The organism is Streptomyces anulatus, assembly GCF_000721175.1.
Lineage (GTDB): Bacteria > Actinomycetota > Actinomycetes > Streptomycetales > Streptomycetaceae > Streptomyces > Streptomyces anulatus_C.
Window position 1 is genome coordinate 17,413 of sequence record NZ_JOEZ01000029.1, and the last position, 16,632, is coordinate 34,044.

The 16,632-nt window shown below is 69.9% G+C and carries 14 protein-coding genes and 3 pseudogenes; 9 read left to right on the top strand and 8 right to left on the bottom strand.

The features are described 5' to 3' along the window. Nucleotides 1-474 precede the first annotated feature (474 nt). The 3 genes and pseudogenes from IG90_RS0128900 to IG90_RS46750 all read left to right on the top strand — a co-directional run. The gene (locus tag IG90_RS0128900) at nt 475-945 is read left to right on the top strand and encodes an ATP-binding protein (RefSeq protein WP_030590745.1); all 471 of its coding nucleotides are present in this window, start codon (nt 475-477) and stop codon (nt 943-945) included. Between the two features lie 201 nt (nt 946-1,146). Then, nucleotides 1,147-1,254, top strand: a pseudogene (locus IG90_RS46935) (aminoglycoside phosphotransferase family protein); the annotation flags it as partial. A gap of 81 nt (nt 1,255-1,335) precedes the next feature. Then, nucleotides 1,336-1,531, top strand: a pseudogene (locus tag IG90_RS46750) (IS1380 family transposase); the annotation flags it as partial. Between the two features lie 154 nt (nt 1,532-1,685). Here IG90_RS46750 and IG90_RS44430 read toward each other — a convergent pair. The 3 genes from IG90_RS44430 to IG90_RS46185 form a co-directional block, all read right to left on the bottom strand. Beyond that, nucleotides 1,686-2,156 carry a hypothetical protein gene (locus IG90_RS44430; protein ID WP_030590751.1) on the bottom strand — a complete coding sequence of 157 codons (471 nt, stop codon included), beginning with the start codon at nt 2,154-2,156 and terminating at the stop codon, nt 1,686-1,688. Between the two features lie 409 nt (nt 2,157-2,565). Beyond that, nucleotides 2,566-2,730 (bottom strand): hypothetical protein, encoded by a 165-nt coding sequence (locus IG90_RS44435; RefSeq protein WP_157846363.1) that lies wholly within the window; start codon nt 2,728-2,730, stop codon nt 2,566-2,568. Between the two features lie 863 nt (nt 2,731-3,593). Continuing rightward, nucleotides 3,594-3,761 (bottom strand): hypothetical protein, encoded by a 168-nt coding sequence (locus IG90_RS46185; protein ID WP_233436108.1) that lies wholly within the window; start codon nt 3,759-3,761, stop codon nt 3,594-3,596. Between the two features lie 6 nt (nt 3,762-3,767). Between IG90_RS46185 and IG90_RS0128925 the strand changes: the two are divergent. From IG90_RS0128925 to IG90_RS44440, 6 genes and pseudogenes are all read left to right on the top strand, one after another. Then, nucleotides 3,768-4,238 (top strand): annotated as a pseudogene (locus IG90_RS0128925) (RHS repeat-associated core domain-containing protein); the annotation flags it as partial. 145 nt (nt 4,239-4,383) lie between these two features. Further along, complete coding sequence (locus IG90_RS44955; RefSeq protein ID WP_164493929.1) at nt 4,384-4,557, top strand: hypothetical protein; 174 nt, start codon at nt 4,384-4,386, stop codon at nt 4,555-4,557. A 472-nt stretch (nt 4,558-5,029) separates the two neighbouring features. Next, nucleotides 5,030-5,977, top strand: a complete 948-nt coding sequence (locus tag IG90_RS40860; protein WP_157846364.1) for a hypothetical protein — start codon at nt 5,030-5,032, stop codon at nt 5,975-5,977. 229 nt (nt 5,978-6,206) lie between these two features. Next, nucleotides 6,207-7,799 (top strand): serine/threonine-protein kinase, encoded by a 1,593-nt coding sequence (locus tag IG90_RS0128940; RefSeq protein WP_030590760.1) that lies wholly within the window; start codon nt 6,207-6,209, stop codon nt 7,797-7,799. Between the two features lie 77 nt (nt 7,800-7,876). Continuing rightward, nucleotides 7,877-10,012 carry a UvrD-helicase domain-containing protein gene (locus tag IG90_RS0128945; RefSeq protein WP_030590763.1) on the top strand — a complete coding sequence of 712 codons (2,136 nt, stop codon included), beginning with the start codon at nt 7,877-7,879 and terminating at the stop codon, nt 10,010-10,012. 74 nt (nt 10,013-10,086) lie between these two features. After that, complete coding sequence (locus tag IG90_RS44440) at nt 10,087-10,281, top strand: hypothetical protein (protein ID WP_124265207.1); 195 nt, start codon at nt 10,087-10,089, stop codon at nt 10,279-10,281. Between the two features lie 96 nt (nt 10,282-10,377). Here IG90_RS44440 and rbsD read toward each other — a convergent pair whose 3' ends face one another. From rbsD to IG90_RS0128975, 5 genes are all read right to left on the bottom strand, one after another. Continuing rightward, nucleotides 10,378-10,767, bottom strand: a complete 390-nt coding sequence (gene rbsD / locus IG90_RS0128955) for a D-ribose pyranase (RefSeq protein WP_030590766.1) — start codon at nt 10,765-10,767, stop codon at nt 10,378-10,380. After that, nucleotides 10,764-11,687 carry a ribokinase gene (locus IG90_RS0128960; RefSeq protein ID WP_030590769.1) on the bottom strand — a complete coding sequence of 308 codons (924 nt, stop codon included), beginning with the start codon at nt 11,685-11,687 and terminating at the stop codon, nt 10,764-10,766. Before IG90_RS0128960 ends, rbsD begins: the two co-directional genes overlap by 4 nt. Nucleotides 11,688-11,771: 84 nt before the next feature. Continuing rightward, nucleotides 11,772-13,730 (bottom strand): ABC transporter permease/substrate-binding protein, encoded by a 1,959-nt coding sequence (locus IG90_RS0128965; protein WP_030590772.1) that lies wholly within the window; start codon nt 13,728-13,730, stop codon nt 11,772-11,774. Next, nucleotides 13,720-15,324, bottom strand: a complete 1,605-nt coding sequence (locus IG90_RS0128970) for a sugar ABC transporter ATP-binding protein (RefSeq protein ID WP_030590774.1) — start codon at nt 15,322-15,324, stop codon at nt 13,720-13,722. Before IG90_RS0128970 ends, IG90_RS0128965 begins: the two co-directional genes overlap by 11 nt. Further along, nucleotides 15,321-16,337 (bottom strand): LacI family DNA-binding transcriptional regulator, encoded by a 1,017-nt coding sequence (locus IG90_RS0128975; protein ID WP_030590777.1) that lies wholly within the window; start codon nt 16,335-16,337, stop codon nt 15,321-15,323. The genes IG90_RS0128970 and IG90_RS0128975 overlap by 4 nt, the downstream gene beginning before the upstream one ends. Nucleotides 16,338-16,632: the final 295 nt, after the last annotated feature.

Consider the following 16,632-nt stretch of genomic DNA (forward strand, 5'->3'; position numbering starts at 1 on the left):
AAGCGGCGCGGTTGACGCCCGAGCCCAACGCCCGCGACCCAGCACCAGTCGAAAAGCACCCCGAGCACCAGGAGGGCCCCGTACGCTTGGGGGCCGCCCTGTGTCCCCTCCCGGCTTACGCGAACGCCGGCCTGGAAGGCCTTGCCGCGTTGGGGATGGGCGACCCCGACCGATCGGCCCAGGAGCGCCTCACGGTGGCCAAGACCACCCAACTCCGCACCTACACGGTCCGCGACGGCCTGCTGGACGAGTGGGTGGCGAGGTGGAGGACCGACATCGTGCCGCTGCGGCTGGAGTTGGGGTTCACGATCGGTGGGGCCTGGGTCGACCGGGAGCGCAACCAGTTCGTGTGGCTGGTCTCCTACGACGGCCCGGCTCCCACGTACGTACACGCCGCGCGCCGCCGCGTACAACCGCCTCACGACGGCGCGTCACCTCTGGTCACGCTACGCCACGGACCATCACCGTGGAGGCATGACCAGCAACCCGTCACCCCTCCCCGTACGTATCGCGCGACCCGCCCAACCCCGCTTCACCTGGCACCACTTCACGATGCGGTTCAGCTCCACGCCACGCGGCGCCCGCCTCGCCCGGCACCTGGCCGGCGAACGGCTCGACACCTGGGGCATCCCGTACGGGAGTGACGCCCACGACGCGTTGACGCTGGTCGTGGCGGAGCTCAGCGCCAACGCCGTCAGCCACGGCCTCGTACCGGGAAGGGACTTCCGCCTCCGGCTGTCCGCCGAGGACACGACCGTACGCGTCGAGGTCACCGACTCACGCGGCGAACGCGTCCCCGCGCTCACCGAACCCCCGGCCGACGACCAGGAGGGCGGCCGGGGGCTGCTCCTGGTCGCCGCCCTCACCGACCGCTGGGGCTGGTACCCCCGCGCCGACGGCCCCGGAAAGACCGTCTGGGCCGCGCTGGACGTACGGCCACTCTGACCGGCCCTGACTGCACGCGTGTGCTGCCGCCAGAGTCTCCAACAGCTCGGGAGTCGCCATAGCCGGAGGATGGAACCGCCGACCGCAAGCCCAGCCTCACGCTGGAGCGGCATCGCTGAAGAAGCTCAGCGAGGAAAAGGCACCTTATCGCAACACGTAGCGCCCAAGGACTCCTGACAGAAGTAGTTCGGCCTGACCTGGTCCCGCGGTCGCCAGGTCGCCGAGGCCGCGTTCCGGCCGAGGATTCCGGCGTTCACGCACGGCGACCTGCAGAGGGCTGTGGTGCGGGACCAGGGCGAGGTGTTCGGCCCGGTCGCCTCCCTTCTTCTCGGTCCGATACGCCATCAGCGAGCCGGTCCGTCGCGCTGTCCGAGCCATGCCTGACCCCTCTGGCATCCCGCCCTGGACCAGGACGGGACACTGCGTGACGGCGCCGAGCGCCGAGCTGACCGGCATGGCCGACCTGACCGGCTACCCGGCCGGCGGCACCCGCATCATCGTGCGCCGGGAGCGGCCGCACCCCGGAGCCCAGCTGTCCTTGTTCGACCAGGACGAGGGTCCGCGCCATCAGGTGTTCCTCACCGACCCCGTACTCCGTTGGTGGTTCCGCCCAGTTCCTGGAGGTCCACCGGAACCGCATTCTGGACGGGTTCAGCAGCGGGGATGACGTCGACGCCTACCGTCGTCTCGATCTCCTGACGCGCCCTGTGGGCAGGGCCCGGTGCTCTTCCCACAGGTTCTCAGGTGCTGGCTGGCCAGAACTGCACCAGGTACCGCTCCACCCCGACGGGCACGTCCACCACCGCAAGCCGGGCAACCTCGGCCCGGCCCGAACAAGAGGCGCGGACCTTCCACAGCGTGTCGGGCCGCCCGAGCTCCACCCGGCCTTCGCCGACCCCGGACATCGTCTCAACCGACAGGTTCCCAGTGGTCGAAAAGATCTCTGCTTCGCCCTGAGCTTCCCAGTGGACGTCGCCGGTCACAGGCGGTTCGCTGCTCCACACCTCGGCTGTCAGAGTTGCCTCGTGGGTGTGCCCAGCGCTCTCGAAGTCGAGACGCTTGCCGTAAGCGGTCAGGAAATCTACTCCTGGAACCTCTGCCCGCTCCTCGGGGAAGGGAGCGGGGACCTCCATGTCGTCCTCTTCCTGAAGGGCGAACGCGTGGAACCCCACGGACACCCCAACTTCTTCGCGCGCCACTAACTCGGCCACAGAGAACTCCTGTATCTCCCGCTACCGTCGCAGGAACCCTAGGCCATAGCGACGGCCGCGCCGCCGGCTCTGCCCCATCACGGTGCGCACGGGCCGGCAGGACGAGGGGATCTCCGCCGGCCTGATGATCGGCGCCCTGAGGGAGAAGGTTCGCCGGCTGGCTTGACCACCACCGCGTCACCGCCGTCCACCACATCCTCGACTACCAGCGCCGACAGCCCGGGAAACACCGTTCCCACAAGGAAGTTGACATCCATCACAAGATCATGATCAGGGATGCACGCCCAGCGTCACCACCGAATGTGAGACAGGGCCTTTACTGGACACCCCCCCAGGGCTGGGCCGTACGGCGTGAGGTCAGGTGTCCGTGCCGACGCGGGCCGCCGGCGCTTGGACCTCTGTTCCAGTTCTATCCGCGGTTGGCACTCAGTTGGGCCGTCTGTCCGGAGAACGCCCGCACATTGGCGCGGATCTGCCGTTCCTCAATGAGGTCGCAGGCGCTGAGCGCGGTCGTGATGCAGGAGCGGAAGACGTCTCGTTCGTCGCCGTTCAGCAGCTGGTGGGCTGCTGGCAAGCGTGCGCCATATTTGCACAAGACAGTACTGATCTTTACCTTTCAACTCCCTCTCCTGGCCTGGCGGAACTGGCAATTCACGCGCTCCTCCAATCGGTGACAGAAAAGGCCCTCGATCCCCATTGAACATCCACTGCCATCGCATCCCGTATAGCCCAGCCGAGGGAAGAATCAAAGAAACTTCCCGAACCCCGCCATCAATGGTGTGAACCCCGAGCTCTCCGGTGGGAAGTTCCACTTCCACTTCCTCCCGGCCGAACCAATTTGCATGCCTTTCCGGAGGTTTGACAGACCAACTCTCCAGACATACGGACGCCTCAATGACTGCCGATGGAACTTGCAGATAGACCAACCCAGGGGCAGAGAGGAGCCAATGCGTGTCATCCGGGTCCAGCCCGTAAGGCTCGATACTCGTGTCCATCAACCCGAATAGACGGTAGCTGGGACTAACCACCATTTCGTGCGTGTCCAAAATTCTGCCCAAAATGCACCTCTTTGACAGCTCGAATTCATGTTTCCAACGGTGACTCGACCGTACAAGGCGCCGCAGAGCGGTCGAGACGGACCTCAGCAACGCGCTGCGGCCTTAACGTCGCCTGCAGCAGCGGGCGTGGGACCGTACGCGCCGACAGGCCCTGCGCTATGGGCTCCCGGAGCTGAACGCCCTGCACCGACCCCCCGCGACTTCGAGTACGCGATCCAGCTTCGGCGCAGACGACGGCGAAGGCAGAGCGCTGGAGCCATCCGAGCTCCGGCACCGACGGTGCGGGACATCTTCGCGCGGTACGGGTACGGGTACGTACCCGTACTCTGGTGGGATATCACACGCAACGTGGAATCCGCCGGACGCAGCCTCGGAGCCGTCACCGGAAAAGACCGGCGACGTCGTCCTGCAATTCGTCGATCTGCACGGTGACATCGCTCTGGCCCTGCCTCTGGACCTCTCCAAGGCCCCCACGGCACTCACCAGCGACGAGTTCGGCAAATCCACCACCGGCAAAGCCCGCTACGGCTTCTTCGGCGCGGAGCAACGGTCCTCCGAAACCCTCGGCAACCTCGTCATGATGGGCGTCCGGCTGTACGACCCGGCCTCCGGACGGTTCCTGCAGACCCACCCGGTCTCCGGCGGAAGCTGCAGCAACTACGACGTCTGTGGCGACCCGGTCAACGCCGAGGACGTCACCGGGTGCTTGCCGTGCAAGATCCCGTGGTACGCGTGGACGGGCTGGCGCAGCGACATCAAGATCACGTGGTCGGGCGGCTGGTCCTACAGCAAGTGGTGCAACAAGAAGTACTCCTGGTGGTGGGACGCGATCGCCGACCGGACCCCGCTGGCGATCGTCGGCTGGAAGGAGCGTTGGCGCTGGCGCACCCAGCGCGGTGTCCGCTGCACCCTGTTGTCCTGGCGCAGTGAGAAGGTTCTGGCTGAATGGGTGTCGGTCTACACAGCCCCAGTACCAGAACAAGATCACCTACCGCGAGACTTCCACCAACTCCAGGTTCAGTGAAACCTCGTGGTGGACGACGACGCACCGCAGAACCTACGTCTACTGATCGAAGATCTGCTGGGGGTACTGACCGGCCCAGGCTGCCCGGCCCATATGTCCGGGCAGCCGTCGGCAGAATCGCCCCAGCACCAGTCGGGAGACCCACGTGAACAATTCCTCCATGGGCGTCGTACTGATGTCCATCGGCGCTGTCGCCACCGTGGCGGGAGCCCTGATGTACGTCCTCCCAGGCCCCGGCCTCCCCGTCCTCCTGGTGGGGCTGGCGCTCATGGCCGCAGGAGCTGTCGTACGGATCATCCGCAGGGCGACAGACAAGTAGCTGCCCTCTGGGCGTGAGCCAGCACTCCTTATGAACCCGCTCGGGGTAAAGTCCCGGGGCGGGTTCTCGCGTCCAGGCGTTCCCAGCGACGAGGCTTTTTGTTCCGTCTCGCTGAACCTTGACAGAGCCTCGCTTATGGCTGTCGGTAGGTGCGTCTGAACCAATCAAGATCGGACTCTACGAAACTTGGGGCAGCTCACAACACTGTCTGGCTCGAACTCAGCCTCGCGGCAATCGACCTGCTGGCCTGGACCCGTGCCCTCGAAGGACCCCGGAGCACCCGACCACCGCGCCGGGACTCCGCCCTGCCCAAGTACCGAAACCGCGTCAGCCACCCAACAGTTGGTGATCTGCAACTCCGCCTCATCCCAACCGAAACAGCGAGGTTAAGCTCCAAGGGACATCGTATGGCGGGGGGCCGGGAATGCGTGGGTCAGGGCGAAGAGAGCGTAAGCGGGAACTGGAAGCCGAAGTGACGGCCTTCGGCGAGTTGTTGGCTGAGCACAGCTTCGACCCAGGTGATCCCGGAACACCGCCGAAGGCGATGGACGACTGGGAGCGCGCCCTCGACGCATACGACGCCGCCTCCCGGGCCTTGCGCGGCCGCAAGCAGGTGACAGTCGTGCCCCAGCTGCTGCAGCAGGGCATGAACGCCCTGGAGGACCTGGAGGCCCGCGTCTCCGGCGCACCGTTGCCCCAGCGGCTTCCGCCCTGCTTCTTCGACTCGCGGCACGGGCAAGCGACCACCGAGGTCAGGTGGGCCCCCAGCGACGGTGCGAAGCGCCTCATCGCCGTGTGCGCGGCCGACGCCATACGGCTCCGCGAGGGCTCGCCCCGTTCGCTCAGCGGACATCTCGCATCGGCCGAAGAGGCCGAAGTCGTCGACAGCCCGCCTCTGCGCCCCGCTGACGACCTGCCCGTTCCGTGGGCGATCGGGCTGCTCGTTCTGCTCTGCGGCTACGCGGCCGCCCTGGCCGCCGCAGGCGACGGACCAGGGGCCTTCGTCGCCGTCATCATCGCTGGGATCACCAGCGGAGTTGCCATTCTCTCGGGACTTCTCTTCGTCGGTGCCACAGTCGACCTGTGGGCACTGGTGCGCCGCGGCCATCTGACGCAGGCGGCGTTCGCCCGATCGACGGCCGGTCCGCACGGGGCTCACGAACACGTCTACGTGGTCACCGACGCGTCTGGCCGACAGCGTGAGTACACGCGGCACGCGGACAGCAGAACCGCGAAGCCTGTGCCGATCCGGTCCGTGTGGTATCTGCCGAAACCAGACGGCAAAGGCAAGGCGGTGAGTTCCTGGGCCCCCCTCTGGCTCCCCCTCCGCATTCTCGTCGCCCTGCCAGTCCTCCTGGGTAGCGCGGCTGTCACCCTGTACCTGATCCCGGGACGTCTGATCATCGCCCTCCTCTCATGACTGCCGCATCACCCCGGGCGCAGCAGCCCGTGCGGGGCGATCCGGCAAGGCGCCCGCATCGCCTGTGAGCAGCATTAACGAGCCACTCCGCTGACCGGAACAAGACGGCTCATCCGTAACCCCGGGCCGCCGGTGGACCTGGAACGCCCGCACCGGCCAGACTCGTCCCCAACCACGTCGTGGTCGGCCCCGTGGACGTCGACCGCATCCGCACGATCCCGGGGGAACGGTGTCACAACAGGCGATCGCCGGTCGGTACGAACTGCTGGAGGGGCTCGACAGCGGCGGCATGGGGGATGTGTGGCGCGGTTACGACGCCGTGCTCGACCGGCCCGTCGCCGTGAAGCTGATCCGGCAGCAGGCCGTACACGGGTCGACGCAGTTGGCGCAGGAGTTCGCGAAGCGCTTCCGTCGCGAGGCCCGCATCACCGCGAGGATCCGGCATCCCGGGGTGCCCCAGGTGTACGACGCGGTGCTGGACGACTCCTACGAGCGGCTGTTCCTGGTCATGGAGCTGGTCGACGGGGTGGCGCTGTCCTCGTACATCCACCCGGAACGTCCGCTGCCGGTCAGCTGGGCGGCCGCCGTCGCCGCGCAGGTCGCCACCGTGCTGTCGTACGCGCACGAGGTGCCGGTCATCCACCGCGACCTGAAGCCGGGCAACATCCTGGTCGCCCGGGACGGGACCGTGAAGGTCCTGGACTTCGGGATCGCGGCGATCCTGCGGAGCGACGTCACCAAGCTGACCGCCACCGGCACCCCGATCGGGACCTACCAGTACATGGCGCCGGAGCAGGTGCGGGGCGGTCGCACCAGTACGCAGACCGACCTGTACGCGCTCGGCTGCATCCTCCACGAACTCCTCTGCGGGAGCCTGCTGTTCACGGGTGGCAGTGAGTACGTGGTGATGTCGCAGCACGTCAACGCGGCACCCACCCCGCTGCGGGCGCTGCGACCCGACGTGCCCGCCGCCCTTGAGGACCTCGTGCTGCATCTGCTGCTCAAGGCGCCGGAGGCCCGGCCCGCCGATGTGCAGGAGGTGTACGAGCGGCTGCGGCCCTTCCTGCCGCCCCCGGGCCAGAAGCCCTCGCCCGGTGAGGCGCACTGGGACGGTGCGCCCGACCCGACCGGGATCTACCGCAACCCGTACGCACCGCGTGCCCGCGCCGGTGAGGGCAGCCGCCCTGCGCCGACCGCCGTGGGCCCGGACGTCGCGGCCGCCGGGCCCGTTCCCGTACCGGAAGCGCTGCGCGCGGAGATCGAGGAGGCCTACCAGCACTCCGACGCCCTGCTGGAGGAGGAGCGGTACGCCCAGGCCGCCGAAGTACTCGGCGAGCTGATCGGGCCCGCCGCCCGCGCTCTCGGGGAGGAGAGCAGGAAGGTGCTGGACCTGCGGCGGCAGCGGGCCGCGATCCAGCTGCTCGGCGGGGACTTCCGGGCCGCACTGCCCGAGTTCGAGGCCCTCGCGGACGCCTACGGACGGACCGGCGGGGCGGCCGGGGAGCGGGCGCGCGGCTGCCGTGCGCAGGCTGCCCGGTGTCGGGGCGAGCTCGGACAGGTGACCGACGCGCTGGCCTCGCTGCGCGGCGTCCTGGAGGTCGTCCGGGCCGTCGACGGCGACGTGAGCGACGAGGCGGTCGAGCTGCGGCGCGACATCGGGATGCTGCTGCTCGCCCAGGGGCTGGCGGACGAGGCGGAGCGGGTCCTGACACCCCTGTACGACGATCTGTGTCTCGTGTTCGGCTCCGACGACGAGATGACGGAGGAGGTCGCCGAGGCGCTGGCCCTGATACGTCTCGACCTCGACGGGCCGGCGGGCTGAGTGCCCGGTCCGCCGTCGTCCACGCCCTCGCCCCACCCCCTCGCTCCGTTCCACCCGCACCACGGAAGAGTCCACCCATGCCCCACCTCGCGTTCGACATCGGCTTCTGTTCGCAGCTCGCCAAGCTCCAAGGAACGGTAAAACAAGGGGTGTTCGACGCCTGGGAGAAGTTCGAACGACTCACTCTCGACCAGCTGTTCAAGGACCCGGGGCTGAAGCTGGAGTCGCTGAAGCGCGCCCGCGATCCGCACATCCGCACCATCCGCATCGATCAGGGGACGCGGGGGGTCGTGCTCGCGCCCGCCAGCGGTGACACGTACGTGCTGCTGCGGGTGATGCCGCACGACAAGGCGATCGACTGGGCGATCAAGCAGAAGGCGAGCATCAACACCGTCACCCGGGCGGTGGAGATCCGGGACATCGCCATGCTGGACGAGCTCACGCCCGCCTATGAGCGGATCGCGCCGGCCGCCGATCAGCGGCTGTTCGCGAAGGTGTCCGACGGAGACCTCGCGGCGCTGGGCATCGACGAGACCACGCTGCGTCAGGCCCGTGCACTGACCGATGCGGAACAGCTGGAGATCTTCGCTCCCTACTTCCCACAGGACCAGCGCGAGGTTCTGGAGTATCTGGCGGCGGGGTTCAGCGTGGAGGAGGTGTGGCGGGACGTCGTCTCCGTCAGCCTCGCCCAGGTGTCCGCGGGCGACGCTCCGGTGGACACGGACGACTTCGCCACGGCCATCCACCGCACCCGTAACCGCATCGCGCTGGTGACCGCCTCCGAGGAGTTGCGGGACATCCTGGACAAGCCGTTCGCGGCCTGGCGGGTGTTCCTCCACCCCTCCCAGCACCGGATCGCCTACCGGGCTTCGTACTCCGGCCCCGCCCAGGTCACCGGTGGCCCGGGCACGGGGAAGACCGTGGTCGCCCTGCATCGCGTGCGGCACCTGCTGGGGCACCTGCGCGACGGCGACCGCATCCTGCTGACCACGTACACGAACGCACTCGTGGCCGCGTTGCGCAACGGTCTGGCCGCCCTGGTGGAGGACGAGGCCCTGCGCGACCGCGTCGACATCATGACCGTCGACGCGTTCGCGGGGCGCGTCGTCTCCACGTCGCGACGCCCCCTGCGAGGCGGCGAGGAAGAGACGCGGTGGGGGCAGGCCGCGCGGGCGACCGGTTTCCCGGGGACCGGACGGTTCCTGGCCCAGGAGTACAAGCACGTCGTGCTGGCGCAGGATCTGCGCACCCTGGAGGAGTACGAGAACTGTGAGCGGCGTGGTCGTGGCAGCGCCCTGCCCACCGCCTCGCGCGCGGTGGTGTGGCGCACGATCCAGGAGTTCACCGGCCGGCTGAAAGCCGACGGACTGCGCACCTACCTCGGCACCTGTGCGGAGGCGGCGGATCTGCTGGAGTCCGGAGGCCCGCGGTATCGGCACGTCGTCGTGGACGAGGCGCAGGACCTGCACCCCGTGCAGTGGCGGTTGCTGCGGGCGGCCGCCCCGCCCCGGCCCGACGACCTGTTCATCGCGGGCGATCCGCACCAACGGATCTACGACTCGAAGGTCTCGCTGAAGGCCGTCGGGGTGAGGGTCGCCGGACGTTCGACGAAGATGCGCAAGAACTACCGCTCCACGCACGAGATCCTCAGCTGGTCGACCGCGCTGCTGGTCGGGCGGCCCTTCGAACAGCTCGCGGACGACGCGCGCAACGAGACCCTGCTGGGCTACCGCTCGTCCCTGCACGGCACACGGCCCGAAATGCTCGGGGCCGCATCGGAGGCAGCGGAACTGGACGGACTCGTGGAGCGGGTGCGCGGCTGGCTCGACAGCGGAATCGCCGCAGGCGAGATCGGGGTCAGCGCACGGTTCAACAAGAACGCCGACAAGGCGGTGGAGCGGCTCAGGCAGGCCGGCGTTCCCGCGGCTCGTCTGCGGGGCGACACCGTCACGGAGGCGGATGCCGTCCAGGTCGGCACCATGCATGCCTTCAAGGGGCTGGAGTTCCGGTGTGTCGCGGTCATCGGCGCGAGCGTCGGCGCCCTCCCGTTCCCCAAGGCGGTGACACCGGTCGAGGTCGACCGCCTTCAGCACGCCGCCGATCTGCTGGCGGAACGCTGCCTGCTCTTCGTGGCGTGCACGCGGGCACGGGACGACCTGTATGTGTCGTGGACCGGGGAACCCAGCACCTTCCTGGTGGAGGCCGGCGTGTGAGCAGCGGCTCCCCTCAGCCCCGGCGGCCCCCACAACCCCCTTGGTAACAGCGCGTCTTCCGCTGCGCACCACGCATGGCCAGGCTCCGCCTGTCGCGACCCGGGGTGAACATGTCGCGGACGTGCACCGCGTGCTCTTACGGCCGCATCCAGGAGTTGACGCTCGCCGGGCGGACCGACGCGGAGATCGCCGCGGTCCTGGCCGAGGAGGCGGAGCGCTCCTTCGATCTGCTCGGGCCCTCGCTCGGCGACTACGCCGTGGCCGGCTGAGCGGGGGACGGAACGGCAGAGGACGGGCCGCTCCCCGCGTGGGGCGCGGCCCGTCCTCGTACCGTCGTCAGGCCGGTCCGGAAGGAGGGCGCTCGCTCAGAAGAAGACCCCGCACCTCAGCAGTACGTTCGCGTACGGCCGGGCCTCCCCCGTCCGGACGACCAGGCGGGCGGACGCCGTGAGCGCCTTCAGGTCGTCGTGCGGGACCTGTTCCAGCCAGGGGAAGTGACCGTCCAGCAGGGCCGCGGCCTCCGGGTTGGCCTCGCGGACCTCCTCCGCGGCCGTCGCGCCCTCGACGACCAGCTCGTCGAGCAGGCCGTCCAGCACCTCGGCGAACGACGGGGTCCCGGCGCGGAAGGCCAGGTCGACGACGCGGGGGCCGGGCGGGATCGGCATGCCGGCGTCGCAGATCAGGACGGTGTCGCCGTGGCCGAGTTCGGCGATCGCGCCCGCCAGGTGGCGGTTGAGAATGCCCGACTTCTTCACAGCGCGTCGACCTCCTCCAGCGTCGGGAACGACTCCTGCGCCCCCCGTGCCGTGACCGCCGCCGCGCCCACCCTGACCGCGAAGGCCGCCGCCTCCCGCAGGTCGTCGCCACGGCCCAGCCGCCAGGCCAGGGCCGCCGTGAACGCGTCCCCCGCGCCGGTCGTGTCGAGGGCCTCCACCTTCGGGCTGAGCAGGTGGTCCAGGGAGCCCGTACGGCTGTCGGCCACCAGAGCCCCCGCGGCTCCCAGGGTGATCACGACCGAGCGCGGGCCCAGCGCGAGCAGCGCCGGAACCCAGTCGTGCGGGGTGTCCCCCGCGCCCTCCCCCAGGATGTACCGCGCCTCGTGCTCGTTGACCACCAGCGGATCGCAGGCGGCGAGCACCTCCTCGGGGAGCGGGGCGGGCGGGGACGGGTTGAGGACGAGGCGGGTGTCCGGTCCCCGGCCGCGTACCGTCTCGGCCACCGTGGCCGGCGGGATCTCCAGCTGTACGGAGATCACCCGGGCGGACGCCAGCAGCGGGGCCGCCGCTCGGACGTCCTCGGGGGTGAGGCGTCCGTTCGCGCCCGGCGAGACCACGATGCTGTTGTCGCCCGAGGGGTCGACGGTGATCAGCGCGACGCCCGTGGGGGCCCCGCCCACCAGGACGCCGTCCGTGTCCACGCCGGCCGCGCGCTGGGTCTCCAGCAGGAGGCGTCCGTGGTCGTCGTCGCCGACCCGGGCGAGCAGGGCCGTCCTGGCGCCGAGGCGGGCGGCGGCCAGCGACTGGTTGGCGCCCTTGCCGCCGGGGTGGACGGCCAGGTCGGAGCCGAGGACCGTCTCGCCGGGCGCGGGGCGGCGCTCGACGCCGATCACCAGGTCGGCGTTGGCCGACCCGACGACCAGCAGGTCGTACCGGTCCTCGGGGGCGTTGTCGTGCATGGGCGTGCTTCCTGCTTTCGTCGGTCCGGGATCAACAGGCCGGTTCAGAAGCCGGGTTCAAGGAAACCGGTTCGCGGGCCGGAGTCAGGAGAAGTCGGCGACGTTCTCCCGGGTGACCACCTTGACCGGCACCTTCACCGTGCTCTCGACCTTCTCGTCCTTCGCGGCCTTCACGGCGTTCCGCACCGCGATCTTCCCCAGTTCGGCGGGCTGTTGGGCCACCGAAGCGTAGAGCGTGCCGGCCTCGACCGCCTTCAGGCCGTCCGGGGTCCCGTCGAAGCCGACGACCGGGACGGACTTCCCGGCCCTGCTGCCGAGTGCCTTGACCGCGCCGAGCGCCATCTCGTCGTTCTCGGCGAAGACGCCGGTGACGCCGGGGTGCGACTGGATGAGGTTCGTCATGACGTCCAAACCCTTGGTGCGGTCGAAGTCCGCGGGCTGCTTGGCGACCACCTTGATGCCCGGGTACGCCTTCAGTCCCTCGGCGAAGCCGGCCCCCCGCTCACGGCTGGCGGAGGTGCCCGCCGTGCCCTGGAGGATGACGATGCTGCCCTTGCCGCCGAGCTTGTCGGCCAGCGCGTCGGCGGCGAGCTTGCCGCCCGCCACGTTGTCGGAGGCGACGAGCGTCGCGGTGTCCGCCTTGTTGACGCCCCGGTCTGCGGCGATCACGGGGATGCCGGCCTTGTTGGCGCTGCGGACGCCGGGGCCGACGGCGTCCGAGTCCACCGGGTTGACGATGATCGAGGAGAAGCCCGAACTGGTGAAGTTCTGGAGCTGGTTGGCCTGCTGGGAGGCGTCGTTCTGGGCGTCGGTGACGGTGAGGTCGATGCCCGCCTTCTCCGCCTCCGCCTGCGCGCCTTCCTTCATCTGCACGAAGAAGGGGTTGTTGAGCGTGGAGAGCGACATGCCGACCTTCGTCGTCCCGCCGGACGAACCGGAGTTGAAGAAGGAGACCCCGCCGACGACGACGGCCACGCAGAGGGCCGCACCGCCCAGCTTCAGCGCGTTCCTGCGGCCGGACCCGGGTGCGCCAGGCGCGGTGCCCGCCGAGGAGGCCGCGCCCGAACCGGCCTTGCGGCGCAGCGTGTCGAGGAGGACCGCGAGGGCGATGACGACGCCGATGACGACCTGCTGCCAGAACGCCGAAACGGAGAGGAGGTTGAGGCCGTTACGGAGGACGGCGAGGATGAGCGCGCCGATCAGGGTGCCGGACGCCTTGCCTACGCCGCCGGCCAGGCTCGCCCCGCCGATGACGACGGCGGCGATGGCGTCGAGTTCGTACCCCTGGGCGGCCTGCGGCTGCGCGGAGACGAGGCGCGAGGCCAGGACGATGCCCGCGACGGCGGCGAAGAGGCCGGACAGGGCGTAGATGACGATCTTCTGGCGCTTGACGCGGAGGCCGGAGAGCCGGGCCGCCTCCTCGTTGCCGCCGATCGCGTACATCGAGCGGCCGATGAAGGTGCGGCCGAGGATCAGTGCGGTGACCAGGCCCATCGCGATCATCACGATGACCGGCACGGGGAGCCAGCCACCGAGCGTGTCGCCGAGCCGCGAGACGGAGTCGGGGAAGGCGATCGGGCTGCCCTGCGAGATGACGAGGGAAAGGCCGCGGGCGATCGAGAGCATCGCCAACGTCGCGATGAACGGCGGGAGTTTGCCGTACGAGACGAGGGCGCCGTTCACGAAGCCGCAGGCGATTCCGGTGACGATCGCGAGCACGACGGCCAGGACGACCGGGACTCCCGCCGATGTCGCCGACCAGGCGAGGACCGTCGCGGACAGGGCGGCCACCGAACCGACGGACAGGTCGATGCCCGCCGAGACGATGACGAAGGTGACGCCGAACGCGAGGATGGCGGTGACGGCCGCCTGGACGCCGACGTTCAGCAGGTTCTGGGTGGTCAGGAAGTCGCCGGAGAGCAGCGACATCGCCACCACCAGGACGACCAGGGCGCTGAGCGCGCCGTTGTCGAGCAGGACGCGGCGTATCACGGAGACTCCGCCGCCCGTTCCCGCGTCACTCCTGGCTGTGTCAGTGGCCACGGGGGCCCTCCTCTTCCTTCTTCGGTGCGGGGTGTCCGGTGGGCGTGGGTACGTCGGTGGGGGCCGGGCCCTGGGCCGTGGCCGGGGCGCCGACCGCGAGGGCCATCACCGCGTCCTGGGTGGCCTCGTCGGCGGGGAGTTCCCCGGCGATCCGGCCCTGGGCCATGACGAGCACCCGGTCGCTCATGCCGAGGACCTCCGGCAGATCGCTGGAGATCATCAGGACGGCGTGCCCGGAGGCGGTCAGCTCGTTGATGAGCTGGTAGATCTCGACCTTGGCTCCGACGTCGATGCCCCGGGTGGGTTCGTCGAGGATGAGCACCCGGGTGTCGGCCAGCAGCCACTTGCCGATGACGACCTTCTGCTGGTTGCCGCCGGAGAGGGTGCGGACATGCTGGCCGAGGCCGGACATGCGGACGCCGAGCTGCTGCGCCATGCGGGCGGCGGCCGTGCGCTGTCCCCTGAGGTCCACGAGCCCGGAGCGGGTCGCGGAACGCAGGGTGACCAGGCCCAGGTTCTCCTGCACGGAGGCGTCCAGGACCAGGCCCTGGCCCTTGCGGTCCTCCGGCACGAGTCCGATCCCGGCGCCCATCGCGGCGGGCACGTCGTGCCGGGCGAGGCGCTCGCCCCGTACGTCGACGGTGCCGGCGTCGTACGGGTCGGCGCCGAAGACCGCGCGTGCCACCTCCGTACGTCCGGCGCCGACGAGTCCGGCGAGGCCGACGACCTCACCGGCGTGCACGTCGAAGCTGATGTCGTGGAAGACGCCGTCGCGGGTGAGTCCGCGCACGGACAGCAACGCTGCGCCCGTGTCCGGGCGTTCGCGCGGGTACTGCTGCTCGATGCTGCGGCCGACCATGAGCTGGACGAGTTCGTCCTCGGGGGTCGAGGCCGGAACCTGGTCGATGCTGCGGCCGTCGCGCAGGACGGTGACGCGGTCGCCGAGTGCGGCGATCTCCTCCAGGTGGTGGGTGATGAAGACGATCCCGACGCCGTCCTCGCGGAGTCGGCGGACGATCGCGAAGAGCTTGTCGACCTCCCCGGAGGTGAGCACGGCGGTGGGCTCGTCCATGATCAGGACGCGGGCCTCCAGGCTGAGCGCCTTGGCGATCTCCACCATCTGGAGCCGGGCGATGCCCAGTTCACGGACCTTGGCGTCGGGGCGGACGTCGACGCCGACCCGGCGCAGCAGCTGCTCCGCGTCCTCGCGCATCCGACGGTGGTCGACGAGCCCGAAGCGGCGGGGCTGGCGGCCCAGGAAGATGTTCTCGGCGACCGTGAGGTCGGGTACGAGGTTGAACTCCTGGTAGATGGTGGCGATCCCGAGCCGTTCGGCATCCTGCGCGCCCTCGATGCGGACCTCGCGGCCCTCGGCCAGGATGCGGCCGCGGTCGGGGCGGTAGGCGCCGGAGAGCATCTTGATGAGGGTGCTCTTGCCCGCGCCGTTCTCGCCGAGCAGGACATGGACCTCGCCTCTGCGGAGGTCGAAGTCGACGTTGTCGAGCGCCACCACGCCGGGGAAGGTCTTGCGCAGACCTTCGATGCGCAGCAACTCGTCCGGTGCGGTCACCCGTTGCTTTTCCGGTGCGGTCACCGGTCGCTCCTCTGGTTCGATGCGGCCCCGCCGCACGAGCGGCGTGCGACGAGGCGGGCGGGCAGGGTGACGGACTGCGGGGTCCGTCCTTCGATTCTGTCGGCCAGCGCGCGTACGGCGGCCCGTGCCAGGTCCGCGGTCGGCTGGGCGATGGCGGTGATCGGCGGGTCGGTGTGGACGAACCACGGGATGTCGTCGAAGGCGGCGAGGGCGATGTCGTCGGGGACCCGCAGCCCTCGGGCTCTGATGGCGTCGAGCGCGCCGAGCGCCATCAGGTTGTCGGCGGCGAACACGACCTCGGGCGGCTCGGGCAGGGCGAGGAACGCCTCGGTGGCCCGGCGGCCGCTGGCGGCCTGGAAGTCGCCCTGCCCGATGTAGGCGTCGGGCAGGGCGAGGCCGAGTTCCCGCATCGCGTCCCGGAAGGCCTCGACGCGCTCGTTGCCGGTGGTGGTGGCCGCGGGCCCGGCGATGATGGCGAGCCGGCGGTGACCGAGCCGGTACAGATGCGCGACGAGGTCCTTGACCGCGCCCGTACCGTCGGCCCGCACCACGGGGACGTCGATGCCGGGGATCCAACGGTCGACGAAGACCATCGGCGTACCGCTCACGGCGACCTCCCGCAGCACCGTGGAGCCGCCGTCGGCGGGCGACACGAGGAGCCCGTCGATCCTGCGGTCGACGAGCGTGCGGATGTGGTGGTCCTGGAGCTCGGGCCGCTCGTCGGCGTTGCCGATGATGACGCTGTAGCCGAGCGCGCGGGCCTCCTCCTCGACGAAGCGGGCCAGCTCGGTGAAGTACGGGTTGAGCACGTCACTGATGACCAGACCGAGGGTGCGGGTCTGGGCCGTGCGCAGCGAGCGGGCCACCGCGTTGGGCCGGTAGCCGAGCGCCTCGACGGCGGCGAGGACGCGGGTACGCGCCTCCTCGCTGACGGACGGATGGCTGTTCAGCACGCGTGAGACCGTCGCGACGGACACGCCCGCCTCGGCCGCGACATCCTTGATGCCCGCCATGCCCGGACCACCTCCTTGTGGTTTCCGTACACCTCGAAACCTGGGGGCCGACCGGTGACAGACCGGTGCACGGCGCCCGTGGAATCGATTACACGGATGATTGGAATCGATTCCATGGCCGAAAACAAGACCCCCTCCCGTGTCCGAGACCGGATCGTGACGGGAGGGGGTGGCGGCATGTGACAGCGGACGTCCGCGGGCCGGCGCGCGTTCCGCCGAGCCATCCCGCACGGGTCGACGGCGCGCGCCGGGCGTCCACGCCGGCGGGCGGCTCCGTGTGCTGAGCGCGCCGAGT

Bases quoted from the DNA above. Each gene is read 5' to 3' on its own strand.
- IG90_RS44440 (WP_124265207.1), top strand. From the start codon at position 10,087: ATGGCCAGGCTCCGCCTGTCGCGACCCGGGGTGAACATGTCGCGGACG.
- IG90_RS0128975 (WP_030590777.1), bottom strand. From the start codon at position 16,337: ATGGCGGGCATCAAGGATGTCGCGGCCGAGGCGGGCGTGTCCGTCGCG.
- IG90_RS0128900 (WP_030590745.1), top strand. From the start codon at position 475: ATGACCAGCAACCCGTCACCCCTCCCCGTACGTATCGCGCGACCCGCC.
- IG90_RS0128960 (WP_030590769.1), bottom strand. From the start codon at position 11,687: ATGCACGACAACGCCCCCGAGGACCGGTACGACCTGCTGGTCGTCGGG.
- IG90_RS0128945 (WP_030590763.1), top strand. From the start codon at position 7,877: ATGCCCCACCTCGCGTTCGACATCGGCTTCTGTTCGCAGCTCGCCAAG.